A 26,216-nucleotide genomic window follows, 5' to 3' on the forward strand; every position below is an offset into this window, starting at 1 on the left:
GGGCGGCGAATCGTTCCCCCCTTAGGACCTTTCGACTTTCGAGGTCAACGCACACATGTCCATCCTTGAGATGCACAAACAGTGGAAGATCGGCTGGCTGATGGGGCTGGCGTTCGGGATCTCACTGGGGGTCCTGTTGGTCGTGATCGGCCACAACTACACCGCCATTGGCATCGTTCAGAAACTTAACACCCGCCTACAGGGCGGTCCTCTAGCATTGAAAAGTGAATGGCACGATGTGGCATTGACTATGAGCAATGCCGAAACGGTGCGTCTGCGTTTTCTGCTGACCCGCAATCAGGAAACAGCAGACAGCATGGAACCCCTGATCAGCCGCATCCAGCAGATCGCCGCCACCTTCTCTGGCACCCTGTCGGAGACCCTCGTGCGCCGACTCCTGGAATATCGCGAAACCTTCGTGCGCATGGTCGAGGCTCAGCAAAACGGCCAGCAGGCCCAACAGAAGCTGACCACTGACCGGGAAGAGATCGAACGACTGATCTACGAGTTGGAAAACCCTGGCCTGGAAGAGGCCCTGGGTGAGTTTCAACTGGCCGAGCTGAGCTTTTTCAACGGCAGGACGGCAGACCAGGAGAAGTCGGTGCGGGTCTACCTGGACCGTTTTCTGCGCGACAGCGCCGGCCATGCTGTGGCGGGCGACCTGGCCAAGGCGGTCAACACCTACCGAACCACCTTTGATGTGATCGTGGCCACTAATGCGGTGATCAATGAAACCTCCACCGCCATGCAGGAGCAGGCCCGCACCGTCACCGACACCGTGCGCAAAGGGGTTCAGGAGGCGGCACAGCAAGCCAAAAATGCCTCCCATGAGGCCCAACAGCGGGCTATGGGTGCCCAGAGCAATGCGCTGATGTGGGCCGCTCTGGGGGTCCTGGTGGCCGCCATCTTCATCACCCTGTTCCAACGCTCCTTCCAGCATCAGGTCAGCATCGCTCTGGATGGACTGGCCCGCCTGTCCAGTGGGGATCTGCGCCATCGCTTTGCGGTATCCAGCAACGCCCGCAACGAGATGTGCCGTATCATGAGCAGCACCAACCTGATGGCGGACAAACTCTCCCATCTGCTGGCTCTGATTATCAAAGAGGTGATCGAAATCAACGAGGTGACCGGTCGATTCAGCTCGTTGCGCGGGGATCTGCACACCTGTGCCAACCGGGGACGCACGATGATCAAACAGGTGGTCAGCACCATCTCCGAAGTGGACGAGAAAACCCGCTCGGTGCAGCAGTTGGTACTCAAGAACGAGCAACAGGCTGTCTCTTCCGAAGAGTCCGCCCATGCTTTTCAGGAGATCATTGAGGTGCTGGCCCAAGCATCGGAGCATGCCAGTGACAATGTGAGCAGCATGGCCAGTGCGGCCAATGAGATGCCCCAAAGCGTGGCCGAGGTAAACAGCAACCTGAAACGGGTAGGTGAAGCCGTAGAACGGGTGGCCGCAGCCATCAACGATCTGGATGCCTCCCAGGCGGCGGTGCGTGGCAAGTGCCGCACCGCCAGCGCCGAGTCGGACAAGGCCAGCAAGAAAGTGGAGAGCGCCAACCGGGAGATGGACAGGCTGGAGGTAGCCGCCGGGGAGATCGGCAATGTGGTCAAAATGATCAAAAATATCGCTGAACAGACCAACATGCTCGCGCTCAACGCCTCCATCGAGGCCGCCGGGGCGGGCGAAGCGGGCAAGGGCTTCGCCGTTGTAGCCAACGAGGTAAAGGAACTGGCGAAGCAGACGGCCGATGCCACCAAGATGATCGGCCAGAAGGTGGATGACGTGCAGTCCATCGCCAACGGGGTGGTGAAAATCATGGATGAAGTGGTAGGTGCCATTCAGTCGGTGGTAAACGCCAATTCGGAGATCACCGAAACCATGGACCAGCAGGTCAGTTCAACCGGCGAGATCACCCAGTCCATGGGCCATGTGACCGAGGCCACTCGGGCAGTGACCGACAACGCTTCACGCCTACAGGGTACCGCTGCCCTGGTAGCGAAATCCGCCGAGCAGGCCGTGGATGGTGCCAACGAGATCGTCCGCGTCTCGCGCGATGCGGTGGAACAGGCCGACCGAATCGCCGACAATGCCTCCCATATGCTAGCCCAGAGCCGGGAGATGAAGGTGCAGACCGAGAGCTTCTCAGCCAGTTCTGACGAGGTGCGTGGCCTGGGCGAAAAGATGGACCGGGCCATGCTGGAGTTGCAGGGCATGTCCAACGATGTGGAGAAGCTAACCGGCACCCTGCAACAGGGCGCCAATATCCTCAAAGAGGCCACTGGTCACTTTGAGTTCACCTGATATATCCTCCAGTGGAACACCCCCCGCCATTTTCAGACAGCTCATCCCACGCTATAGCATGATCTCATGGGGGGGCTGGTTAGCCTCGCCGACAAAGGGTGTCGGGTGGTGAGCAGGCAACGGGCACAACACGATCCGACGACGATCCGCCCCTGACGGCACCCCCCTACCTGGATTCCTACCTTCTCGGCTCGCTCCCCACTCTTCACATAGCAACGAGTGCTGCCATAGGCCTTCTGGGCCTATGTTGCAAAGATCTGTTTCGCTTGCAGGCGCTCGTTGCGGGGTTGGGCGCAATCCGCCTTCTGGATTTTTTCCCAGACTTTCAATGTATGAGCCCAGTTGGGGGCGTGGTTGAATCAAACATTGGCATACAAAAGCACAAAGGCCCCTACCTATAAAAAGGAAGGGGCCTTTGTCGGGGGTGAACCAAAAGTCGGTTGGGGGGATTGGAAACCCCGACTTTCGATTCATAACAGCGGCACCAGCGGCTCCATGCAAGGGGGGAAGAGCCATCCACGCACGCTGCTATGGCTAAAACCGCAACGGTTAGCTCTCTGTCACACCCATGGTGGTGGTGTCTGGTTCAATGGAGATCACTTTTTTATCTTCCACATGTTTACGCACCACATCCCAGATTGGCGGACCATCCACCTCACCCATGGAGGCCCAGCCACTCACCCAGTACGCTTTAGCTGCCTCCATCTTTTTGCCACCAATCTCGATATCATGCAGTCGTTTACCGATGGTTTCACCCAGTTTAATGCGGTAACGCAAGCCCCCAACCCGCACCATATCTCCACCCTGCTGACGGTAAGGGTCGGGATTAAACAGGTTATCCGCCACATCCTCAAGAATGGTCTTGATCTGTTCACCACTCATCTGCCGCCGATAGGTGTTGGGGTAGGTAATGGCGGTCTGGGTATAGATGCTATCCATGGTAATATCCTGCCCAGGTAGCAGCGATGCCCCCCAGCGGAAACCAGGCGAGAGCGAAACCTCACTCTCCAACTGACTATTAAGCGCCTGACAGATCAGATCGTCGTAAGTACCATTAAAATTACCCCGGCGATAGAGCAGCGAATCGGTCTTACCCACCACCGTATTGATCTCCTGTAGATAAGGCTGGCGCACCCGTTCAATCAGGGCCGCCATTTCAGCATCCGCAGGAATAAGATTAGAAACCACGGGAATCAATCGGTAGTTCCACCCTTTAAGGCGGCCATCGGCAACATCCAGATCCATACGGGAGAGGTACTTACCATTGGAACCCGAGTTACACACCAAGGTGGTTCCCTCGGCATTTTTCACTTGGGAGGGTTTGGGAATGGCATCATGGGTATGCCCCCCTAAGATCACATCAATACCCGTCACGCGGCTGGCTAGTTTCAGATCAACATCCATACCATTATGCGAGAGCAATACCACCACCTGGGCACCCTCTTCCCGCGCGGCGTTGACCTGCTCTTGCACACCCTGCTCCTGAATGCCCATGGACCACTTGGGGAACATGCGGCGAGGGTTGGCGATGGGGGTATATGGAAAAGCCTGACCAATAACCGCAACCTTGGTTCCAGCCTTTTCATAGATATGATAGGGTTCAAAAACCTTCTCTTCCCACTCGCTATCCACCACATTGTGGGCTAAAAAGGGAAAATTAAGCTTGGCGATATTGGCTTTTACCTGCTCAGCACCATAGGTAAACTCCCAGTGCGGGGTCATGCCCTCGACCCCCAACAGGTTACAGGCCTCGATCATGTCGGCCCCTTTAGTCATCATGGCGGAATAGCTGCCCTGCCATGTATCACCGCTATCCAGCAGAATGCAGTTATCTGCCCCGCGCTCCTGCCGAATGGCCTTCACCAAGGTGGCCAAGTGAGCAAAACCACCTACAGGACCCAGCTCATGGGCCAGCTTTATATAGTCTAGCATGGTATAGGCGTAAGCCTCGATACCACCGCTTTCAAAGCCAAAATAATTCAGAAAATCATGCCCGACCAGATGGGGAGGATGCCCTTTTGCCCCCCCTATCCCAATATTGACACTGGGCTCACGAAAATAGATAGGCAGCAGTTGAGCATGACAGTCTGCAATGTGCATCAAGGTTAGTTTGCCTTCAGGCTTAAAACGTAACAGGCTCTCTAACCCCGCCCGATTCGAGGCATACCCCAACGAACTAGCCCCTGCGACGACAGTCGCAGCGGTCAATGCACCCAGCTCCATAAATTCGCGACGTGACAAGCTCATCTCGCAATCCCCCTTATGGTGTTTAGACACCGGTTAATCGAAAAAAACCTCGATTGGATCTTTTTAATGTGTCCAAATCGGGTGCGCTGATATCCTTTTACATGTAACAGCTTGGCAGGATCAACAACCTTCAACCATTGATAAAAAATCACGCGACGACCGCTGTACGGGTTGGCCGCCGCGTGTTGAGGTAACTCAGCCAGATTCTCGCAGCCTTATAAAATTAAGGCCGAAAACCGGGAACGTTCATGGGCAATCCATTGGATTGAGAAGCCAAATAGAGCTCAAGATTGACATAATAATCATCCCCATAACCCTTAGGCTCGGCCCGCACGTTCTTATTGCAGGTGCGCAGACGATGCTGCATGGTGGCAGGTTTGCCCCACTTCAAACGATAGGTGGGCCAGTGATCCACCGAACCTGAACCGATGGTCGCCCCCGCCGCATTGCGACGATCCTGCTCAGGCTCCAAGGGCAACTCAGCCACCAGCTTTGACAGCTCGTGCATACCAGTGTTATTGGGAGCGGACATATACTCGGCACGAATGTTGTGGCCCGCCGCCGTCTCATGGCAGTGGACACACGCTACGTCAAAATGACCGGCACGCTGAAAATAAGAGGCTTCGCCCATCTTCACATACTTTGCCACCGGACCATCGGTTTTGACATTCAACGGCATCCCGTTGGAGAGCGCCTTAATATAGGTCACCAGCAACACCTGCTCGGGAGATTCCCACTTCAGCGGCGGCTGCCCCATCTGCTCGGTCAGACAGCGCTCAATCTGGTGTTGCAACAGCTTGGGCTTACCCATTTTTTCATCATACTTGGGATAGGTGGCCCCGACCCCTTTAAGCGCCTCGCCATCCTCACCGTGACAGCTGGCGCAGCTCTTCTCGCCACGCATTTTATTAAAGTAGCCCTTACCATCCTCAATGGCCCCCTCGCTGGGAGGAAAATCCGCCATCTCACGGAATTTATCTGAGTATTTGTAGAGCCCTTGATCAATCTCCGGGTTATAACCGGTGACATCCATGGCCCAGGCCGAACCCGCCAGCAGCGCCGCCCCCAGCAGACCCGTTATCCCCGCCATGCTCTTTTTGTTGGTCATATTGATTCCCCCCGAATCACTTTACCTTAACACTGGCACTCTTGGTGAAAACCCCACCCTTGTTATCTTTCCAAGTAAGGGTCAGATCGCCGGGCTTATCCACCTTGAGATAGAACTCCAGAAAGGGATCTTGCGAAACCGCCGCGCCCCACTTGGCCGCAAACACCTGGGTACCATTAAAGACCGCCGTGACATCCTCAATATAGTGGGCAGGGATCTTCTCACCGGTTTTTTTATCTTTACGGTTGCCGGTCTCCATGGGATGACGCACCATCGCTTTGACCGAAACCACATCACCAGCGTTGACACTGCTGGGCATCTTAATTTTTGCTTTTCCTACATCAGCCATTGTCGTTACCTCACGTCTAAGATTCGTATCAATCTGTTATTTACGGTATAACCAGCAGAAATCAGCCGCCACAACCACCAATGGTCACCTTCACCTCTTTCGAGGTACCGATGAGCTTACCGGTATTGGTCATGGCTACGGCACGAACCTGTGAGGTCTTACCGATCTTTAGACGGGCAGAAACATACGCTTTACCGTTGGCAGGACCCATGGCATAGACCCCTGCAAAGGGGGTGGGATTATTGTCGACAAACACCCCTATGGATTGGATATAGTTGTCGGTATCCATGGGGTGATCAACGGTAATTTTAACCGGCACCATAGCACCATTTTCCGCAATAATTGGGGCATCAATCTTAACGGTATCACTCTCTTGGTAGTCACCGCTGCCCATGTGCTCTTTAATGTTAGCTTTAACTTTATCAAGGTCAGCAGCCATGGCACTCTGAGGAACCACCACACTACCCCCCAACAGGGCAGCTGCGACACCTGCACGACCGGCACCGGTAAACAGCGCACGGCGGGTCATTTCAATCATTTGCATATCAGCCATCTTTCATTCTCCTGGTGTGATCTCTCACATATTGCCTGTATGGGTTGGTCGCGGTTATTTACGCAAGGTCAGTAGAAAAGCGATCACATCTTCAACCTCTTGGGCTTCTAAAACCCGCTTACCACGCCAATCTTTACGTAGATTGTGCTTACCTGTGTTGTCATAAAATGTGAACATCAGGGTGTCTGGATTATCCACCTTGGGGTTTACAATCTTTTGACGTATCCAACCCACGGAGCGCTCATTATTGCGAATCGCCTCATACAGATTTGGACCCGCATTGCCTGGAAAGGTCGCCTCGGGCAGCCAATGACACGCGATACAGTTACCCTTGTCGCGGGCCATGACCAGCTTTTTGCCGTTCACAGGGTCGCCGGGTTTATCGGTCAGCGGCTTGACAATGCCCATTTCGGTGGTCGCATCCGTTGCTGACCCCGTGGTGGCACAGCCGGAGACCAACATGGCCGTCGCCATGAAGACCGGTGTGAACTTTTTGAAAGATAACATAGAGTTCCCCCTTTTTGTGCGCCCGGCTTAATAAAAGCACCGGGTGTCAGGTTTTTTTTCGATGACCGCAATCCTTACAAACAAGCAACCATCGGCATCCACTGTTCGTTTTTATCCATTCCATGATTTGTCTGCATCATGTTGAGCAAGACTATAACGACAATAACAAGGGGGCGGTATCAGGTGAGAACCCTACATGCGCCCATTTTGCACGCGCCGGTTCAATCATATATTTTTAACCTATTGTAAAAATTGCGACTAATAAAAATACATTTCCAAAAACAGACAAAATTTTTTATAAAAAACGATCCGTTGAAGATCCGCACGACCCACGATAAAACCCTGCCGAACATGCGGGAAATGAACACTTTACCCCGCACACAAATTGCCTCATGATGTGGGGTTTAGCATCATTGGCAAACCCTAACGAGCACGTTTCTATGCCTATAATCGTTTATGTTGATGCGGATGCTTGTCCCGTTAAAGATGAGATCGCCAAGGTGGTTGAACGCCACCAAATTACCGCCATTATGGTGAGCAATCGCTGGATGCGTCTTCCACTAAGCCCCCACATTAAGCCGAGAATCGTGGATGCAGGCTTAGACAAAGCCGATGACTGGATTGCAGAACAGGCCAGCCCCACCGATGTCGTTATTACAGCGGATATTCCATTAGCAGAACGCTGCCTTAAAAAGGGTGCCCAGGTCATTGGGCATAACGGCAAACCGTTTGATCCCGATAGCATTGGTATGGCCATGGCGATGCGTGATCTAAACAGTCAACTCCGGGATATGGGGGAAATTGCCGGCAATAACCCCAGCTTTCAAAAAAAAGATCGCTCGCGCTTTTTAAACATTTTGGAAAACACCATCCAACGCATTAAACGTCAAGTACCGTAACAACCCTTGCCAGCCAAGGGGCAACACCCTGACCAGCCCCCCCCAAAAAAAAACAGGTCTGCCGTGGTGCTGCGTTTACAAAGCTGCAAACGCTCAATCTGCCCAAAGTTTGCGTAAAAAAACCGCCCCATGGGGGCGGTCTTTTTTATTCAAAAGCGGAGGGGGTGCCGATTAAATGGCAACCACATCTTCGCAGGCGGGGCCTTTACGGCCATCGACTACGGCAAACTCCACACGTTGACCCTCTTTGAGTGACTTGAAACCTGTGCCGCTGATGGCCGAGTGGTGTACGAAAACATCGCCTTTGTCATTGTCACGGGCAACAAAGCCAAAGCCTTTATCGTCGTTAAACCACTTCACAGTTCCGGTTTCGCGTTGAGACATGTTCTACTACTCCTACACAAGATAAAAGATGGGATGCGGCAATACGTTGGAACATAACCACCGTAAAATCCAGCCCCACACCTGTGGGCGACATACCAGCATGTTTTGAGAACCGTAAAGGAGCTGCGGACGATGGACGTGCGATGCGTGCTTCTCTGGGGCTGGTTATCAAATCCGGGGTCTGTTTTTAACGAATACCAACTTCGCGCACAGTCTAATTTAGACCCCAGCCGTTATGCAAACAAAAGAATTTAAAAATCGTAGAATCCCAGCACCGCCGCCGCCTCGTCACACCATGCTCACAAACATCACGCGCCCTGCGACACCGTTCAGAGGGGCGTTCGAGGCGTGTTGTAAATTATGCTACGCTGCAAGCGTAACCAGCCTTACCGCCCGTTGTGCAAGGCGATTCCGGCAAGCACCGACAAGACAATCCTCGGATGCTTGGCAACAGGTTATCCTTGGGGGGCAAAAAGCCCATAGTGGAGCACCGTCTTGCCTTCGGCGGGAATGATGACTTCCCACACCGCCATCCCGGCCTGCTCCATGGTGTAGGGCAACGAAGCCTCGGTAATACGTCCGTTGGCGGGTATTTGCTCCTTAACAAAGAGGGTTACAGGCTCTGATTTACCATTTTGCAAGGCAATGTCATAGGCGGCCTCTACCGCACCGTTTGAAAGTACATGCTTGGGAATGATCTCAAATTTGGTGCGGCGGCGCTGTGCGGTTACATCATAAACGCTGCCCAAACGCAAACGCACTTCTGCTTTAGCCGCTGTGTGTGCGATGCGGTCTTCCCCAATAAATTGAGCACGTCCTTGCCCATCCGCTGTGTACAGACGCACCACACCTTGGGGTAAAGGCATGCCCAAATTGGCCTCTTTATCGTTGATGAACACCAAGTAGGCTGTGGGTTTTTCCTCTTGCGGCACAACCACGCCCTTATGCAAAGCTGGATAACCGTGCAACACCAACTCTTTTTTAACAGGCACATGCGCCGTACCAAACAGAGCCAACTGTTTGCTTTGGTTTTCCAACAGTGTCGCCGTGCGTTCCAGCGTATAGAGGTGATACTCAAACAGCGACTCTTGAGCAAAGGCAGGGGCGCTATCTGCCATGGCGACCATAGTTTCAGCTCGGCCATATTTTGCCATGACAGGCCGATTTCTGCTTATGTTCACTTGATTAGGGGCGCCAGAAATTAACTGGAACTGGGCATTCTGGTAGGCGGCGCCACTTTGGTTGGTCAAAGTTACCCAGCCTGCTAAGTCGACATGATCATTGAGCGCGTTGAGTTCCCCAACATAATTGGCCTGCCAGGAGAGACCCCCCGTTAAATAGTTAAGCACGATGGAACGCTGCGCCGCGTGAGGGTTAGAGAGCATCACCGTCAAGGTGGGTTGGGCTCGAATATCCTTGGGGATTTCCGGATAGACAATACGCCCCGGAATGGTGGTCTCGATACGATCCCCCATGCGCAATACAACATCTTGATTGTCTGTGGAAAGAATCTGCGCAAGCGCGCTCTGTTCTTCACCGGTGATGGGATTGGTTTTAATAACCGTTACCTGTTTTCCGGTAAATTTTTCCAACAGCTTTTGGCGGGTGAGCAGGTCGAAATGGTAGTTTTGCTCAAGCACCGACAAAGGGAGCTGCGCATCGACACTCCGCAGGTGGGCGGTTTCAGGGCGAATTTGGGTCGCGACCTCTTGCCAAGCCAAGGTTGTTACCCCTTTTGGCAAGTTAATCTTGCGTTGATCCCGGATCAGCGCAAGGTTATTGTTATAGACGGTAATTGAGATCTGCTCCCGTGCCTGAGCATTGGCCAATATTTCATCCGCTACGCCTAACGTGCAAGGCGCCATTATGAGCCAACCTAGTAGTACGACAATCCACCCCCGACCATACATGATAATCTCCTGTGGCGACCCCATAAAACGCCCTCGACAGCGGCATACTCGCATTAAGAAAACGCTATTCTCCGTAAACAGGCAAGGGAAAGCGCAACGCCCATACAAAAGAGCGTCGCGGTTTGCAGGCGACATCCCAACCATGGCAGGGTATGCTGTTTTTATACATTCAATGGTATATTTATAAATAGAGGCGAGTAGCGTACGGTGATAGAATGAGCAAAGAGGTGCTTGGAACTCTGCTAAACCTGTGGAAAAGGGAGTGGTAAAATGAAAAAGCGCAATCTTATGGGCACAATTTTAGGTACGGCACTGGTTGCTGGATTAGGGTTCAGCCAGCCACTACAGGCACAGCAGCCTTCTGCGGATGAGCAAATTTTGCAGCATTGGCAGCAGTGTGGTTATCAATGTCATAATTTCATGGGTTTTCGTGGTGGTTTAGGTCCTGGGCGTTGGATGAGTTCAAATCAATCCCATGCGGCGCAACTAATCAACATTCGCCGTGCTTTGGAGATTAAGCCCAGTCAGGCAGAAGCGTGGTATAAATTTGAGGATGCTATGCTGCAAAAATCGCCTTGGTCGGTTGCCCCTATCCAGCCCAACTTATCTTTGCAACACCCCATACCACAACCGAATTTAGCAGAGATGCAAGGCTGGCTGATCGAGAAGGTCAAGCGCATCTCATTTGCTTACAGCTGTTTATTTGAGCAGTTAGACCGCTTTCAGCGCAGCAAGGCGATGCATTTGTTGGGGACCCCTCCGGGCGAGGCCCGTGATGGCGTTTGTTGAGGGGTTTTCTGTGTAACGGATGCGACAGGAGAGATGTCTAAGGAGGTCTCATACGACTGCGGGTGCAAGCCTATGGGCTCTGCGTGGAGGTTTCGAAGGCCTCGACGCGAATACCTGCTTCGATGAGCATTTGCCGGCTATGATTGAGCTGATAGAGAACTCGACCGCCACTGCCAGAGATCTCCAGCATGCCGATTTTTTGTAGGGTGAGCAGGTAGTTTTTAATGCGGGCTTTAGGTAGGCCGCTCTTTTCAACCAAGGCTTTCATAGAGGCAAAAAAGGCTGCGTTATCGGGGGGCATGTTGAAGTAGAGGGCCTCTAGGGTGCTGAGCAATTCGCCCCAATACTGGTATTTTTTGAACGGGGCCTCGCCGCTAAGGTCCCGGTTAATCGCCTCGATGAGCAGCAGGGTACGACCGTTATAGATACGGGTCTGTTCAATCGCTTCTGGGGTAATGGCAGCATCGTTAGCCAGTCGCAGATAGGGTTGCTGCTGGGGATCTAGGTTTGGAGTTGGCACGGTTGACTCACTTGTTACGAACGCTTCGGGTTAGTGGTTGTTGCGCTCTATCATAGAAAAAGCAGATGGCATAAGCCATCTGCTTTTTCTATGTGATCTGGTGCCACCTTCCGGAATCGAACCGAAGGCCTGATCATTACGAGTGAACTGCTCTACCAACTGAGCTAAGGTGGCGTGTTTCATCGGATCTTAGAGATCCAATATGAGACAGTCAAGGAGGATTTTACCCGGCACACCGTGACTGCTCTCACGCGAACCCCAAATCTTGGCCAACGCAACCTCCACCTCAATTGATTGGGCTAAAACCAGTGGTCAAGCCATCTGTTTGCCATGGATCAGCTGGAACATTCACACCCCCACAAATGCCCACGCACACATAGTCATGGACATAAAAAATACACCTATCGCCATGTTTTTACAAAAGTATCTCATCCAACAAAAAAACCAAAAAAATCTATTGCCATGCATGCCCAATATCTGCATAATGGCGTCTCCGTTGCGACGGGCGATTAGCTCAGGGGTAGAGCACTACCTTGACATGGTAGGGGTCACTGGTTCGATCCCAGTATCGCCCACCATTTTTTCAAGTATTCACGGCCACCCTCGGGTGGCCGTACTTGTTTCTACACTCCGCAGTCCATGACATAGCCTGTTGTTTTACCAATCTCTTTCTCATGCTTTTTGGCTAACCGTAGCCAATGGCACCGCCCCCTGCCCCCGTATGCACATGAACGGTCTGCTTGGCCACGATATAAACCACCCTTTCCTATGACAGTTGCCGTGGACAGCGGTGCGTGCTTTCCGTCACAATAGAGCGCTAACCGTTAACCCCATTTTGAAAGTCTATAATGGATCTCTACGTTCGCAACGCTAAACACCCGGATCTCGGGTTGGTAAACCTCATCATCCAAAAGGGTATCATTACCGAAATGCGTGGCAATCTCTCCCAGCCTAAAGAGATTCGTACCACACTGGATGCCACCGGCCAGCTTATTCTACCGGGCCTCGTTAATGCGCACACCCACGCCGCCATGACACTCTTTCGCGGCTATGGCGATGATATGCCCCTCATGGCTTGGCTAGAGCAGCGTATTTGGCCCGCCGAAGCCAAGCTGACTGAAGAAGATGTCTACTGGGGAACCAAACTGGCCTGCTATGAGATGATCCGCTCTGGCACCCTGCATTTTCAAGATATGTACTGGCACTTTCACGGGGTGGCGCAGGCCGTAGAAGATAGCGGTATACGCGCAGGGGTTGGTGCGATCTTTATTGATGTCGCCGGTGCCGAGCAGGCCACACAATTTAAACAGCAGGCGCAAACCCTGCTGGAAGAGCGCAACCGCTACTCGGACCGCGTGGAGTATGTGCTTACCCCCCACGCCATTTATACCGTCAGCCCCGCAACCCTGCGCTGGATCGCCAATTTCTCAGAACAGCATCAGTTGCCCGTTCACATTCATCTCTCCGAAACCCAACATGAGGTAGAGAGCTGCCTACAGCAACATGGCGTGCGTCCAGCACAACACCTGCATAACCAGGGCCTGCTTACCCCACGCACCTTTTTAGCCCATTGTGTGCACTTGGATGATACCGAATGGGATCTCATCGCCCAAAGTGGGGCCACCGTCGTCACCAATCCTGTCTCAAATATGAAGCTCGCAGTGGGTGGGGTGTTCCCTCTGCATAAAGTACTGGCCCGTAACATTCCCGTTGCACTGGGCACCGATGGCACCGCATCCAATAACAGTTTGGATCTTTTCCAAGAGATGAAAGTCTTAGCCCTTATCCAGAAGCACCAGCAGATGGATCCGACCGCAGCCCCTGCCCAACAGGTGTGGGAGATTGCCAGTGGCAAACAGACCCCCCTCTATGGGCAACATGGACGGCTAGAGATTGGCAGCCGGGCCGATTTTATTCTGCTCGATCTTGGGGATACTGAAACCACCCCCCACCACTGCCTTACCTCCAACCTCGTCTACGCGGCCACGGGGCATCAGGTACGTAGTGCTGTGGTCGCAGGTCGGGTGGTGATGTATGAACGTGTGATCGAGGGCGAGGCCGAAGCGAAAAAACAGGTCGAGGCCCGCGCCCATAGGCTCTGTCGCAACGGTTAAGGGGGGCAAGCCCCATGGCAGAGCCCCACGCGACCCCTCTGTCAAACGTTTATACACGGTAAGCGGCATAGCTGTTATTGAGCCGCGCTTCCTATTTGATAGGGCTTAAACCCCGCTATGAAGGCAAGAGAATCATGTTAAAGACAGAAACCCGAATCACACTAACGCTGACCTCAAAAGGGGATGCGCTGGAATTTTCGTGGCTTCATGAAAATGCCGCACTGGGCAGCAAGCACAAGCTCACCGCAGAGATGCTACAGCCCCTGCATGCAGCTTTGAGCGGCTACTGGCAAGCTTACGCCCGCGCCACCACCCCTCTCTTGCTCCAAGAGGCCGCACTGCAAGCGGCCAGTCGCGAATTGCATGCGCTCTTTATCGCTCCCGTTTGGCCTGAGTTGACCGGGCTGTTGCCCATGGATGGTGAGCCCCCGCTTTTGCTCAGCATCCGCTGCAACACCCCACAGCCGCTGAGCTGGCCCTTTGAGCTGATCATGTTGGAGGATGCCCCGGAAACGCCGCTGGGATTGCGTCAGGATCTTTATATACGCCGCCTACCTGCGGGCAGCCGGGATTCGGTGCGCTGTTGTACCACCCTGCCCCCGGCACCCTTGCGCAGTTTTTTTATCGCCCACGCCAACGCCAATGCGGCTGCTTTGGCAGAGCAAGAGGGAACCTATCTACAGACCATCGCTCAGGCGATGGCAGTGCATCATCACGAGATCATCCCCCGCGTGGGGGATGCCATTCTCATGAATGATCTGCGCCAAGCGATACACCAATTTCAGCCCCATATCATCCACCTAAACGGCGCACTGGTGATGGATGAACAGGAGGGGCCGGTAATCCTTTTTGATGGCCCTAAAGGGGCACCCCAACAGGTGACAGCCAGCCAGTTTGAAGAGGAGATTTTGCGCAACAGTGGTGCCCAAGCGGTGGTGATCTCGGCCCGCATCAACCGCAGTGGGGAGAGCCCCATGGCTGCCATCCACGCCTTTGCCCATCAGTTAAGCGCGGTGAGCGGCTGTTTTGTGCTAACCTGCGCTAAAACCATGGCATCGGCGGGGGCTTCTGCCTTTTTCACCCCCTTGTATGCCGCTTTGGCGGCGGGCAAATCCCTGGATCACGCTCTAACCCGTGGCTGCCTGGAGAGCCAGCAGAGCGACGACTTGAGCGGCCACTTTAATGCAGGCGCACCCGTGCTCTATGGTGAAAATGCCCGTTCCTTGTTAATCAACAATGCCGCCGATGCCCCGCGCATTCATCCAGAGCCGCTACAGGAACATTTTCCCGTTCCCGATCAAGCGATTTTTAAAGTACCCCAGCCCTTCACCGGGCGGCGTATGGAGCGCATGGCTCATGAGGAGGCACTGCACAGTGGTGCCACCCAAGCCCTGCTGCTCTATGGACCCGAAGGGGTGGGTAAGAGCGCCCTGGGAGCACTGTTTGCTTGGAGCCTCTCTCGTGGCCAACATATCCCCATTGTGCTGAATGGCTCCCCAGCCAACCCTATTACGGTGCATCGGTTGGTCGAGGCGGTAGCCCAGGTGTTATTACACCATGGTCTGCATGAAGAGCATGAGCTGCTGGATAGCGAACAGCTCACTTTGGAGAGCCGCTTGAGCTTTTTGGTGGAGTTGCTTAACCGGCGTCTCTGCGCCGTGATCCTGTTGGATGGCCTGGATCACTCCATGAACAATGCAACCGGCACCTTTGCAGACCCCTTACTGAAAAAATGGCTCTCGACCCTACTGGTGCGCCTGAGTGGTGTTTCACGCTTGATCCTCACCAGCCGCATCAAACCCCAATGGGAGGCGGCGGTGCTGCCCCATACGGCGGTTATCCTTACTCTGGAGAGCGTGCCAAAAGCTGACTATTTAAAGGGCTTCTTTAACCATGCGGGTCTCATTAAGCGGCTGGCGGCGGGGGATCTGACATGGCCCCTCGTTGAACAGCTTTATGGGCTGTTTCTGGCCACCTTCGCGCCGGTGCGGCTGCTGCTTAATTGGGCCGATACCCTGCCCGCCGATGCACTGGCAGAGTGCTGTCAGGAAATTTTAGCCCATGACCAAGTACCCCTTGATCCCTACAGCAACCACGCCCCCGGCAGTGATGCCAGCGGTCAAGCTCTCATGCGTCAGATTTTGCAGAGCGTGACCGAGGAAGAGGCTCTTGGTTGGCAAACCTGGGCCGTTACTCGGGTTTGGTTACCCCTCTCCAGTCTGGAAACGTTGTGCGAACTACCCGTGGAGCATCTTAGCGCCACCCTTAACCGCTGGGTTGAGCTCGGGGTAGCCCAATCCCTCCCGGGTACCGATACCAGCGACCCGCTCTATCGCCTAACCCCTTTTGTGCGCGAAGCGTTGCAATCCAAGGCACTGTGCGTCAACAAAGAGGTGTGCCAACGCCAACATTTGCGCATGGGGGAGATCCTTAAAAGCCTTATCCTGAGCGACCGTAGCGGGCAGGTTGGCAGCAGTTGGTTTGACCTGTTGCTGGAGGCTCGCGAGCACTTTTTCCAGGGGGGGGATATTGCCGCCTATTTTGAATTTTCTGAATCGGTTGGCACCGCACTGGCTCGCCACGGGCATATTGAAGCGGCCATTCGTTTGCACATGGATGCCCGTGAACGCAGTGGGCAACCCGCCCCCATGGTCTCTATCGCTCGTCTCTATCTGGAGACCAACCGCCCCGATGAAGCCCGTACCTGGCTGGAACGCGCGGTAGAGGCCTCTACGGGGGGGAAACATCCCACGGTCGAGGGGGCCGCCCTACAAACCATGGCGGCCATGGCGATGTCGGAGCGCCATGTCAAACAGGCACGGGTCTGGCTGGAACAGGCCCTCGCCGTCCAGCACCAGCACCACGATGCCGCTGGTGAGGCCGCCAGCCTCAACCAACTGGCCAACATAACCTTGGCTGAAGGAGATTTGGCGCAAGGCATGACCCATTTGCAAGCAGCCTTGCCCTTGTGGAAAAAGGCTGGCAATCGGGTTAACCGCGCCGCCACCTTGCACCAGTTGGGCATCCTCTTTCTGCAAAGTGGGGATATGACCGAGGCTTTAAAACATCTGGAAAAGGGGTTGGCACTCTACCGCCTGCTGGGCAATGGCCAGGATTTGGGCATGCTACTGTCACAATTGGGGGGCATCTATTTTCAAAAACAGAGCTCGGACACCGCCAAAGCCTATTTTGAAGAGGCCATGGAGTATCTGGAACAAGAGCCCGTGCTTGCCCCGCAATTAAGCTTTGTGCTGCACCAGTTGGCCACCATCCACCTCAACAGTGGTGCGCTAAAAGAGGCCGAGTTACACCTTAAAAAGGCACTCTTGCTCAAACAAAAACTGGATGATCGTCGGGGAGAAGCAGCGGCATTCTTTCAATTGGGTCGCCTTGCCAAGGAGAAAGACAAGGTGGAAGAGGCGATGCGCTTAATTGGCATTAGCTACCACATTGATGTGGAGATTGGCAATCCCGATGCCCACCAAGAGCTTGAGGTCTTTAACTTTATCGCTCAGAGCATCGAGATGCCCGAATATGAGGCCGAAATGATCATGCAGGAGGCATGGGAGCTCTACAGCAAAGATCGAGGCCACAGCTTGATTGCAGAAATTTTCCCCGTACCCAAAACCATCCCCATTAAGATGATGTCCTAACAAAGCTTCACCCTCTTTGCCCAACCAACCCCGGCCACCCGTGCGCCGTTGGGATTGGTTGGGCGTGGTTAAGGCTTGTATGCCTGAGGCATTTCCTCGCTTGCGGCCCTTTTATTCAAGCGGAACCTTTTAAAAAGTTTGTTTCACGCGTTGAGTTTATTCAAACCAAGCGGTGGCATCTACGTTATGTCATAGAAGATTCTTCAACTCTTTACAGCACAAAGGGTGTTACCCATGCTCAGGGCGTTGTACTATGGGGGCAGTTTTGGCCCGCTGTCGCCGGTAAGTTTCCAGGTGGCCGATGCGGGCCACACATCAGCCCATTAGGAGATCTGCATGAAAAGCGGTAAAGTTCTCATCGCACAAGGTGGCGGTCCCACGGCGGTCATCAACCAGTCCCTGGTCGGGGCGGTGTTGGAGGCCCAACGCTATGCCCAGGTTGATCGCATCTATGGTGCGGTACACGGGGTACGGGGCATTGTTGACGAAAATTTTATGGATCTCTCCATGGAGACCGCCGGTAATTTGGAGCGGGTCGCGGCGATGCCCAGCTCTGCCCTAGGCTCCACCCGCGACAAGCCCGACCGCGCCTACTGCGCTGAGATGTTCAAAGTGCTCAAGGCCCATGACATCCGCAGCTTTTTTTATTGCGGCGGCAACGACTCTTCTGACACCGTGCGCATCGTTAAAGAGTTTGCCGATGAGGCCAACTATGAATTTACCGCCATGCACATCCCCAAAACCATTGATAATGACCTCATGGCCAATGACCACACACCGGGCTTTCCATCGGCGGCCAAATTTGTCGCCTGCGCCTTTGCCGGGGTCAACATGGATAACCGGGCCCTGCCCGGCGTCTATGTAGGGGTGGTTATGGGGCGCCATGCCGGTTTTTTAACCGGGGCTGCTGCCATGGCGCGGGTATTTGCCGATGATGGCCCTCACCTGATCTATGTCCCCGAACGCACCTTTGATATGAATACCTTCTTGGCCGACGTCAAAAGCACCTACGACAAATATGGGCGCTGTATCGTCGCGGTTTCTGAGGGTGTGCATGATGCCGAAGGCACCCCCATTGTGACCAAATTGCAAGAAAATGTGGAGCGGGATGCCCACGGCAACGTGCAGCTTTCGGGCACCGGTGCTTTGGCTGACCTGCTGTGTGACGAAATCAAGGCCAAATTGGGCATTAAGCGGGTACGCGGCGACACCTTTGGCTATCTACAGCGCAGCTTTCTGGGCATTGTTTCTGAGGTAGATGCCCGCGAAGCCCGCGAAGTGGGCCAAAAAGCGGTGCAAGAGGCTCTCCGCCACAACGCCAGCGGCACCATCACTATCAAACGGGTTGGCAACTATGCTTCGGCCTATGAGTTGGCCAATGTTAAAGAGGTCGCCGCACTCACCAAAGTGATGGCCGATAACTTTATCACCACCGCCAGCAATGACGTGACCGCCGACTTTATCCACTATCTGCGCCCGCTGCTGGGCAGCAACCCCCTGGAGCATGCCGCCCGCTTGATGGCACCCATGGTAGAAAAAATTCTGCATAAATAAACCCAGTTTATCCACAAGCGTCGAAACAACCTTTCCTCTATCTACTTGGGGAAAGGTTGTTTTGTTCTGGAGAGGCATCAAGGTTTGATCTTTTGGCCGGTCTGAGGTACAAAAAGGAACTTCATATCAATCTTGAAGCTCTCATCAGCGTTGATCTGTTTGTGCGTAGCCCCCGTGCTCTGTTTTCCGCCCGTACATCTTCCCTGGAACCAGACATAAATACACGCTACGCTAAGCCGATACCTTGAGATAGATTAAGCATTTGCGACACCATCGCTCGAAGATGGTTCTGGAGAATACCGCATGCGTCTGCGCGAGATCCCTTATAACTACACCTCTTACTCTGACCGGGAAATTGTTATTCGCCTGCTAGGTGAGTCCATGTGGGAGGCGCTTAACCGACTGCGCAAACAGCGCCGCACCGGTCGCAGTGCACGTATGTTATTTGAGATCTTGGGCGATATCTGGATGGTCACGCGCAACCCCCTGATTCAGGACGATCTGCTCGCCGATCCCACGCGCCAAGCCTCCATGACCCAAACCCTACGGGATCGCATCAAACAGATGCGCGAACGGGCCGGAAAATACGACCCCACCACCGAGGTGCACACCCTGATTGATAATACCGAGGAGGCGGTCTACCGGTTTGACCGCTGGCTGCGTGAGACAAGCAAACTGCGGGAGGATGCCCACCGGCGTTTTGCCCGGGATCTACCCAAGGATAATGTGGATTTTTCTGGTACCGCCCGAGTAGCCCACGTAACCGATGCCACGGACTGGCGGGTCGCTTATCCCTTTGTTGTGCTCACACCAGATACGGAAGCCGAAGTCGCTTTAGCGGTGCGGGCCTGCATTGATTTGGATCTTATTATCGTGCCCCGAGGGGGGGGTACAGGCTATACGGGCTCTGCAATCCCCCTGTATGAAAACACCGCTGTGATCAACATGGAAAAGTTGATTCAGATCGACCCGGTGACGCTCCGAGATGCCCCCGGTGTCGAGAACCAGGTTGCCACCCTATTTTGCGGGGCTGGTGCGGTGACGCAACATGTATCCAACGTGGCTGCTCAAAGCGGCTATGTGTTTGCAGTCGACCCCACCTCGCAAAGCTCGTGCACCATCGGCGGCAATATCGCCATGAACGCAGGGGGTAAAAAGGCGGTTTTGTGGGGCACAGCCCTGGATAATCTACTCTCCTGGCGTATGGTGGAACCCACTGGCAATTGGTTGGAGGTTACACGCCTTAACCACAATCTTGGCAAGATACACGATGTGCCCGAGGCTACCTTTCGCGTCTCCCGTTATGGGGCCGATGGTAGAACACCAACAGACGAGCCCTACTTGATCACCATTCCCGCCCATGAGATCCGTAAGCCGGGGCTGGGCAAAGATGTCACCAATAAAACCTTACGGGGCTTGCCGGGCATCCAAAAAGAGGGCTGCGATGGCATGATCACCAGCGCGGTGTTTGTGGTGCATAAAATGCCCGCCCACACCCGCACGGTGGCTTTGGAATTTTTTGGTTACGACCTCTCCGAGGCGGTTCCCGCTATTGTGGAAATTAAAGAGTATCTGGACGGCGGAGCCGGTGAAACCCGCTGTGCTGGTCTGGAACATCTGGATGATCGCTATATCAAAGCGGTGGGTTACAATACCAAATCCTCCCGCCAGCAGCAGCCCAAGATGGTGCTTATCTCTGACATTGTCGGCAATGATGAAGAGCAGGTACACGCGGCAGCTGAGCATGTGGTTAAGCTAACCCAGGCCCGCAATGGCGAGGGTTTTATCGCGATCACCCCCACCGCCCGTAAACGTTTTTGGGCCGACCGTAGCCGTACCGCCGCCATTGCCGCCCACACCAACGCCTTTAAGGTTAACGAAGATGTGGTGATCCCCCTGGATAAGCTGGCAGAGTACAGTGCGGGCATTGAGCGCATCAATATTGAGCACTCCATCCACAATAAATTGCGGGTCATCGCCACCATTCGCCACTATTTAAGTTCGGGGGCATTCGGCAAGCACCTGCCCAAGGGCTATCCCGCCAGTTCAGAGAGCAAAGGGATCATTCATACCAAGGTGGAGGCTGCCCTTCAAATTTTGGACCCTATTGCCCACCAATGGCAGCGTTTTTTGGGCAACCTGGATACCCCTTGTGGTGACATGCAAACCCTGCTTGCGCAACGCCCGGTGGAAGCCTATACCCCACAGGAGCCCTTGCTCAATCTATTACTGCGCCACGCTCTCCGCATCTCCTATCGCAGTGAGGTGGCAGGGCCGGTGAAAAACCTGCTCTCTGGTGAACTATGGGACGGGGTACGCAGTCACCTAGACCATCTCCATCAAGAGGTACGCTCCAGCCGTCTATTTGTGGCGCTGCATATGCACGCTGGCGATGGGAATATTCACACCAATATCCCGGTAAACTCCAACGATTACCAAATGCTGGCCTCCGCTGAAGAGGTGGTGGACCAGATTATGGCGTTGGCGACCGGGCTGGGTGGGGTGATCTCTGGGGAGCACGGCATTGGCATCACCAAAGCCCAATATATCAGTGAAGAGGCCCGCGAGGCTTTTCGCGAATACAAACGTCACATGGACCCGGCAGACCGCTTTAACCGGGGCAAATTGACCCAAAGCTTTGACCTCTCCGAGGCCTACACCCCCTCTCTGCGTCTGGTCCAGCAAGAGGCCCTGATTCTTCGTGAGAGCGCCCTGGGTGATCTTAATGATATGGTGCGCAACTGTCTGCGTTGCGGCAAGTGCAAACCCCACTGTTCGACCCACGTGCCCCAGGCGAATCTGCTCTATTCACCGCGCAATAAGATTTTGGCCGCAGGCTTGATGATCGAGGCTTTTCTTTATGAAGAGCAGACCCGGCGCGGCATCTCCGTACGCCATTTTGAGGAGATGAACGATCTGGCGGATCACTGCACCGTATGCCATAAATGTTTTAACCCCTGCCCGGTTAATATCGACTTTGGCAAAGTCACCATGGCCATGCGCGGGGTACTGAATAACCGCAAGCAGCGGGTTAGCAGTTTGGGCAGCAAGTTGGCCATGCAGTTCCTTAATACCAACGAGCCTAAAACCATCAAGTTTATGCGCAGCACCGTGATTGCCGGGGGTTTTAAAGCCCAACGTTTGGCCCATAATTTGGCGAAAAACAGTCTGCACGTTGGCACCGATAAAGAGCCCTTGCCCGGCAACAGCACTGGCCGCCCCCCTGTGCATACACAAGCCATGCACCTTATCAGGCGACCGCTGCCGGAACATCTGCCGCCCACCACCATGCGCAACGCTTTTAACCTGGAAGATGGCCGCTATGTGCCTCTACTAAGCGACCCCCACTCTCGCGATGAAGGCCGTGAAACCGTATTTTACTTCCCGGGTTGTGGCTGCGAGCGCCTATTTAGCGAGGTCTCCATGGCAGTACTGGCCATGCTCAACCATGTTAAGGTTAACACGGTATTACCCCCCACCTATGCCTGCTGTGGTTACCCACAAGCCTCGGCTGGGCAGGAGGAGTTGAGCCGCAAAATCACCACCGATAACCGCGTGCTGTTTCACCGCGTCGCCAACCAGCTAAACTATCTGGACATCAAAACCGTGCTGGTCTCCTGTGGGACCTGTTTGACCCAGCTTGAAAAGTATGAGTTCGAGGCCATCTTTCCTGGTTGCCGGTTGATGGATATTCACGAATTTTTGATGGAAAAGGGGATCACCCTGGGGGATAAAGGGACGGGGCGCAACTATCTGTTCCATGACCCCTGCCACACCCCCTCTAAAGTGTATGATGCCCATGAGGTGGTTAAGAACATCACCCAGGCCAATATTGCCCACACCGACCGCTGCTGTGGCGAGGCAGGCACCTTTGCGGTAAGCCGTCCCGATGTATCGACCCAGGTACGTTTTATTAAGGAAGCCTCCATCCGCAACAGCCGCCAAGCCCTGGCGTTGGAGAGCCAGCAACCGGTTACCCTGTTGACCACCTGCCCGGCCTGTGTGCAAGGTTTATCCCGCTACAGCGACACCACCCACACCAAAACCCGCTATGTGGTGCAGGAGCTGGCAGATCTGCTGTTGGGGGCCGATTGGCAACAGCAGCTTGAGCGTCAGGTGCAAAATGGTTGGATGGAGAAAATCCTGCTCTAGCCCGTTACTTCAGGCGGCTGCGCCCCCTGTTATTCCGGCCTGCGGGCCGAACATGATGAGATGCCTAACCCTTTTGGAGTAATTATGTCCCAACGCAAGGTGCACAATCTAAAAGCGTATCGCCCCCCCCATTTTTTAGTGGAACAGGTGACGTTAACCTTTGAGTTGGATCCCTCAGCAACCCGCGTGGAGGCGTTGACCCACTTTAAGCGCCATCCCGATGCCCCCACGGATGCCCCCTTGCAGCTGCATGGTGAAGAGCTGCAACCGGAGCTGTTGGAGATTGTCGGTCAGCAAGAGAGGCCCCACTATCATATTGAAAATGATCGCCTCACCCTTACTCCACCGGCTGAGTCTTTTACCCTGCGCTGTGTAACCCGTATTGCGCCAGATAAAAACAGTGCTTTAGATGGCCTATATATCTCTGGGGGCATGTTTTGCACCCAGTGCGAAGCCGAAGGGTTTCGTAAAATCACCTACTACCCTGACCGCCCCGATGTGATGGCCAAATTCCGTGTTACCTTGATCGCGGAGGCCCAACAATACCCCATTTTATTAAGCAATGGCGACAAAGTAGCCACCGCCGACTTGGGGGATGGCCGCCATAGCGCCACCTATGAGGACCCCTATCCCAAACCCAGCTATCTGTTTGCTTTGGTGGCGGGGGATCTGGCACTGTTGGAGGACCACTACACCACCGCCGAAGGGCGCAAGGTGACGCTACAGCTCTACTCGGAGCACCACAGCATTGACCAATGCGGGCACGCTATGCAGGCGCTGAAAAAGGCCATGCAGTGGGAGGAGTCCCGCTATGGCCTCAGCTATGATCTCAATACCTACATGATCGTTGCTGTGGGTAATTTTAATATGGGCGCCATGGAGAATAAGGGGCTCAACATTTTCAATACCAAATATGTGTTGGCTGCGCCCCATGTGGCGACCGATGCCGAATATGAAGCGGTTGAAGGGGTGATTGCCCACGAATATTTTCACAACTGGACCGGCAACCGCATCACCTGTCGTGACTGGTTCCAGTTAAGCCTGAAAGAGGGCTTAACCGTCTACCGGGATCAATCTTTCTCGGCAGATATCGTCTCTGGCTCGGTGCAACGTATTCAGGATGTACGCCTGCTACGCAACCATCAGTTTCCCGAAGATGCCGGTCCAACGGCCCATCCGGTCCAGCCAGAATCCTACATTGAGATCAACAACTTCTACACCAGCACCATTTACAACAAGGGTGCCGAAGTGATCCGTATGCTAGAGACCCTGCTCGGTTGGCCGATCTTTCGCCAAGGCATGGATCTGTATGTGGCCCGGCACGATGGTCAAGCGGCCACCGTTGAGCAGTTCATCTGCTGTATGGAAGATGCCTCTGGGCGTGATTTGGGCCAATTTCGGCTCTGGTATGTGCAGGCGGGCACCCCTGAACTGACCTTCAACTCCCTTTACTATCCCGAAAGCCAACGCTACGTGCTGAACGTCACGCAGGTCTGCCCCCCAACACCGGGGCAATTGAGCAAAGCCCCCATGCATATACCCATTCGCATGGCATTGCTGGATCCCGACGGCCAGCCTCAATCTCTTAAGCTGGTGGATGGGGAACAGGTGCTGGGGGCAGAGACCGTGCTGGAACTCACCACCGGTGAGGCTACCTACACCTTTGAAGGGGTTAGCAAGGCCCCTACCCCCTCCTTAATGCGGGGTTTTTCAGCCCCGGTTAAGTGGGATGCCGCATTGGATCGTGAAGCACTGGCGTTTTTATGGGCCAACGACAATGACCCCTTTAATCGGTGGGAGTCGGGCCAAATTTTAGCGGTCGAGACCATTTTAGACATGGTGGGGCTCACCCAACAGAATGGCGAACTGCCTGACCTTCCCGAAAGCTTTGCCCACGCCTTTGAGACCATCATCAAGGATGGCAAAAGCGAGCCTGCTCTGCTGGCTCTCTCGCTAAGCCTGCCGACCACCGGCTATATTATGGATCGCATGGATAAAGCCGATCCCCATCTTGTTTACCGGGTTAGACAGCATGTTCGACAAGCGGTAGCCAGTCGTTTTCGGCCCCTTTTTCTCAGCCTGTATGGCCGCCATTATAGCGATGAACCTTATCATTATAGCCCAGCTAACGCGGGGGCTCGTGCGCTTAAAAATCTGGCTTTGGATTATCTGTTGGAAAATCCCGAACCCACGGTGCTGGCACTGGCCCATAAGCAGTTTCACCAAGCGGACAATATCACCGACTGGCTGGGGGCCTATGGACCCTTACTACGGTGCGGCAGCCCCTCCTCCAGCGAGCTTACCCATATCCTTTATACGCGCTGTAAGGATTCGGCCAATGCCCTGGATAAGTGGTTCTCCACTCAGGTGACCATGGTCGCTGGGCCAGAGGCACTCTCTCTTGCCAAGGCCCTCACCCAACATCCCGATTTTTCTTGGAGCACCCCCAATAAGGTACGCGCTGTGGTGGGTAGTTTTAGTGGGGCCAACCCCACAGCCTTTCACGCCATAGATGGCTCCGGGTATGGCTTTTTGCAAGAGGTCATCGCCCAACTGGATGAGAAAAACCCCCAATTGGCTGCCCGTTTATGCACCTATTTTACCCGTTGGCGGCGCATGGTGCCGGAGCTCTCCCAACCGATGCAAAACGCCTTGCAACGGCTGTTGGATACCCCCAATCTCTCCAATGACACCTATGAGATTGTGAGCAAGAGTTTGGCTGAGGCGGGGATAAAAGGTTGACTTATGCCCCCACTCAGGAAAAATGGAGATGATAACCGTTTTTAACCCTTTTCCTCTGCTAAGAGGTTCGGTATGTCTGAAAATATAGAAAATCATGCAGGGGGGGCTGCGGATGTAGCCCGCCAAGAAGAACGCAAGCCGTTTGTCACCGAACTGATCTTCTACGCCTCCGATGGTACCGTCTATACGGGACATACCACCGATGTGAGTCTGAGCGGCGCTTTTCTACACACCCAACTGCCAGAGCATGCCAAACTGAGCAGTGGGGATGAAGGGGTGGTTGAATTGACCCTGGAAAAGGCGGGCAACCGCTATACCATGTCCTTTCCCTGCAAAGTCGCCCGCATCACCCCAGCCGGTATCGGTCTTTTTTTTGATGAGGTGGATGAAGAGGGCGATGCGCTGGATCATGGAGCCATCGAGCTTTAAT

General features: G+C 54.2%; 17 protein-coding genes and 2 tRNA genes. 10 read left to right on the forward strand and 9 right to left on the reverse strand.

Annotated features, from left to right (window positions below; genetic code table 11):
* Positions 1-55 precede the first annotated feature (55 nt).
* Positions 56-2,305: a methyl-accepting chemotaxis protein gene (locus tag MMC1_RS09725; protein WP_011713556.1), complete on the forward strand. Its 2,250-nt coding sequence runs from the start codon at positions 56-58 to the stop codon at positions 2,303-2,305.
* A gap of 549 nt (positions 2,306-2,854) precedes the next feature.
* Here MMC1_RS09725 and soxB read toward each other — a convergent pair.
* From soxB to soxX, 5 genes are all read right to left on the reverse strand, one after another.
* A complete protein-coding gene (gene soxB / locus MMC1_RS09735; RefSeq protein WP_011713557.1) occupies positions 2,855-4,552 on the reverse strand; it encodes a thiosulfohydrolase SoxB in 1,698 nt (565 codons plus the stop codon).
* A 223-nt stretch (positions 4,553-4,775) separates the two neighbouring features.
* Positions 4,776-5,660, reverse strand: coding sequence for a sulfur oxidation c-type cytochrome SoxA (soxA, locus tag MMC1_RS20000; protein WP_011713558.1), 885 nt, complete (start codon positions 5,658-5,660; stop codon positions 4,776-4,778).
* A gap of 16 nt (positions 5,661-5,676) precedes the next feature.
* Complete coding sequence (gene soxZ, locus MMC1_RS09745; protein ID WP_011713559.1) at positions 5,677-6,009, reverse strand: thiosulfate oxidation carrier complex protein SoxZ; 333 nt, start codon at positions 6,007-6,009, stop codon at positions 5,677-5,679.
* Between the two features lie 61 nt (positions 6,010-6,070).
* Positions 6,071-6,562 carry a thiosulfate oxidation carrier protein SoxY gene (soxY, locus tag MMC1_RS09750; RefSeq protein WP_011713560.1) on the reverse strand — a complete coding sequence of 164 codons (492 nt, stop codon included), beginning with the start codon at positions 6,560-6,562 and terminating at the stop codon, positions 6,071-6,073.
* A gap of 54 nt (positions 6,563-6,616) precedes the next feature.
* Positions 6,617-7,069 (reverse strand): sulfur oxidation c-type cytochrome SoxX, encoded by a 453-nt coding sequence (gene soxX, locus MMC1_RS09755; RefSeq protein ID WP_011713561.1) that lies wholly within the window; start codon positions 7,067-7,069, stop codon positions 6,617-6,619.
* A 440-nt stretch (positions 7,070-7,509) separates the two neighbouring features.
* On the opposite strand from soxX, the gene MMC1_RS09760 reads away from it, so the two are divergent.
* Positions 7,510-7,968 carry a YaiI/YqxD family protein gene (locus MMC1_RS09760; protein ID WP_041641122.1) on the forward strand — a complete coding sequence of 153 codons (459 nt, stop codon included), beginning with the start codon at positions 7,510-7,512 and terminating at the stop codon, positions 7,966-7,968.
* Between the two features lie 171 nt (positions 7,969-8,139).
* Here the strand turns inward: MMC1_RS09760 and MMC1_RS09765 are convergent, their stop codons facing one another.
* Together MMC1_RS09765 and MMC1_RS09770 are read right to left on the reverse strand one after the other, a co-directional pair.
* Positions 8,140-8,352 (reverse strand): cold-shock protein, encoded by a 213-nt coding sequence (locus tag MMC1_RS09765; RefSeq protein ID WP_011713563.1) that lies wholly within the window; start codon positions 8,350-8,352, stop codon positions 8,140-8,142.
* Between the two features lie 455 nt (positions 8,353-8,807).
* Positions 8,808-10,217: a DUF4139 domain-containing protein gene (locus tag MMC1_RS09770; protein WP_160162693.1), complete on the reverse strand. Its 1,410-nt coding sequence runs from the start codon at positions 10,215-10,217 to the stop codon at positions 8,808-8,810.
* Positions 10,218-10,532: 315 nt separating this feature from the next.
* On the opposite strand from MMC1_RS09770, the gene MMC1_RS09775 reads away from it, so the two are divergent.
* Positions 10,533-11,051, forward strand: coding sequence for a hypothetical protein (locus MMC1_RS09775; RefSeq protein WP_011713565.1), 519 nt, complete (start codon positions 10,533-10,535; stop codon positions 11,049-11,051).
* A gap of 70 nt (positions 11,052-11,121) precedes the next feature.
* Here MMC1_RS09775 and MMC1_RS09780 read toward each other — a convergent pair whose 3' ends face one another.
* Complete coding sequence (locus MMC1_RS09780; protein ID WP_011713566.1) at positions 11,122-11,571, reverse strand: hypothetical protein; 450 nt, start codon at positions 11,569-11,571, stop codon at positions 11,122-11,124.
* 98 nt (positions 11,572-11,669) lie between these two features.
* Positions 11,670-11,745, reverse strand: a tRNA-Thr gene (locus MMC1_RS09785).
* Between the two features lie 329 nt (positions 11,746-12,074).
* Between MMC1_RS09785 and MMC1_RS09790 the strand changes: the two genes are divergently transcribed.
* The 7 genes from MMC1_RS09790 to MMC1_RS09820 all read left to right on the forward strand — a co-directional run bounded on the left by MMC1_RS09790 (position 12,075) and on the right by MMC1_RS09820 (position 26,215).
* Positions 12,075-12,149 (forward strand) — tRNA-Val (locus MMC1_RS09790).
* Between the two features lie 270 nt (positions 12,150-12,419).
* Positions 12,420-13,685 carry an amidohydrolase family protein gene (locus MMC1_RS09795; RefSeq protein ID WP_011713567.1) on the forward strand — a complete coding sequence of 422 codons (1,266 nt, stop codon included), beginning with the start codon at positions 12,420-12,422 and terminating at the stop codon, positions 13,683-13,685.
* Positions 13,686-13,819: 134 nt separating this feature from the next.
* Positions 13,820-17,338: a tetratricopeptide repeat protein gene (locus MMC1_RS09800; protein WP_011713568.1), complete on the forward strand. Its 3,519-nt coding sequence runs from the start codon at positions 13,820-13,822 to the stop codon at positions 17,336-17,338.
* A gap of 336 nt (positions 17,339-17,674) precedes the next feature.
* Entirely contained in the window at positions 17,675-18,892 is a 1,218-nt protein-coding gene (locus MMC1_RS09805; protein ID WP_011713569.1) for a 6-phosphofructokinase, read from the forward strand.
* Positions 18,893-19,195: 303 nt separating this feature from the next.
* Positions 19,196-23,044, forward strand: coding sequence for a DUF3683 domain-containing protein (locus MMC1_RS09810; RefSeq protein WP_011713570.1), 3,849 nt, complete (start codon positions 19,196-19,198; stop codon positions 23,042-23,044).
* 84 nt (positions 23,045-23,128) lie between these two features.
* Positions 23,129-25,786 (forward strand): aminopeptidase N, encoded by a 2,658-nt coding sequence (pepN, locus tag MMC1_RS09815; protein ID WP_011713571.1) that lies wholly within the window; start codon positions 23,129-23,131, stop codon positions 25,784-25,786.
* A 72-nt stretch (positions 25,787-25,858) separates the two neighbouring features.
* Positions 25,859-26,215 carry a PilZ domain-containing protein gene (locus tag MMC1_RS09820; RefSeq protein ID WP_011713572.1) on the forward strand — a complete coding sequence of 119 codons (357 nt, stop codon included), beginning with the start codon at positions 25,859-25,861 and terminating at the stop codon, positions 26,213-26,215.
* Position 26,216 lies beyond the last annotated feature (1 nt).

The sequence above is a fragment of the Magnetococcus marinus MC-1 genome (assembly GCF_000014865.1).
Lineage (GTDB): Bacteria > Pseudomonadota > Magnetococcia > Magnetococcales > Magnetococcaceae > Magnetococcus > Magnetococcus marinus.

Bases quoted from the DNA above. Each gene is read 5' to 3' on its own strand.
- MMC1_RS09800 (WP_011713568.1), top strand. From the start codon at position 13,820: ATGTTAAAGACAGAAACCCGAATCACACTAACGCTGACCTCAAAAGGG.
- pepN (WP_011713571.1), top strand. From the start codon at position 23,129: ATGTCCCAACGCAAGGTGCACAATCTAAAAGCGTATCGCCCCCCCCAT.
- MMC1_RS09770 (WP_160162693.1), bottom strand. From the start codon at position 10,217: ATGGCGCCTTGCACGTTAGGCGTAGCGGATGAAATATTGGCCAATGCT.
- MMC1_RS09765 (WP_011713563.1), bottom strand. From the start codon at position 8,352: ATGTCTCAACGCGAAACCGGAACTGTGAAGTGGTTTAACGACGATAAA.
- MMC1_RS09760 (WP_041641122.1), top strand. From the start codon at position 7,510: ATGCCTATAATCGTTTATGTTGATGCGGATGCTTGTCCCGTTAAAGAT.
- MMC1_RS09725 (WP_011713556.1), top strand. From the start codon at position 56: ATGTCCATCCTTGAGATGCACAAACAGTGGAAGATCGGCTGGCTGATG.
- soxB (WP_011713557.1), bottom strand. From the start codon at position 4,552: ATGAGCTTGTCACGTCGCGAATTTATGGAGCTGGGTGCATTGACCGCT.
- MMC1_RS09795 (WP_011713567.1), top strand. From the start codon at position 12,420: ATGGATCTCTACGTTCGCAACGCTAAACACCCGGATCTCGGGTTGGTA.
- MMC1_RS09805 (WP_011713569.1), top strand. From the start codon at position 17,675: ATGAAAAGCGGTAAAGTTCTCATCGCACAAGGTGGCGGTCCCACGGCG.
- soxY (WP_011713560.1), bottom strand. From the start codon at position 6,562: ATGGCTGATATGCAAATGATTGAAATGACCCGCCGTGCGCTGTTTACC.
- soxX (WP_011713561.1), bottom strand. From the start codon at position 7,069: ATGTTATCTTTCAAAAAGTTCACACCGGTCTTCATGGCGACGGCCATG.
- soxA (WP_011713558.1), bottom strand. From the start codon at position 5,660: ATGACCAACAAAAAGAGCATGGCGGGGATAACGGGTCTGCTGGGGGCG.
- MMC1_RS09775 (WP_011713565.1), top strand. From the start codon at position 10,533: ATGAAAAAGCGCAATCTTATGGGCACAATTTTAGGTACGGCACTGGTT.
- MMC1_RS09810 (WP_011713570.1), top strand. From the start codon at position 19,196: ATGCGTCTGCGCGAGATCCCTTATAACTACACCTCTTACTCTGACCGG.
- MMC1_RS09820 (WP_011713572.1), top strand. From the start codon at position 25,859: ATGTCTGAAAATATAGAAAATCATGCAGGGGGGGCTGCGGATGTAGCC.
- soxZ (WP_011713559.1), bottom strand. From the start codon at position 6,009: ATGGCTGATGTAGGAAAAGCAAAAATTAAGATGCCCAGCAGTGTCAAC.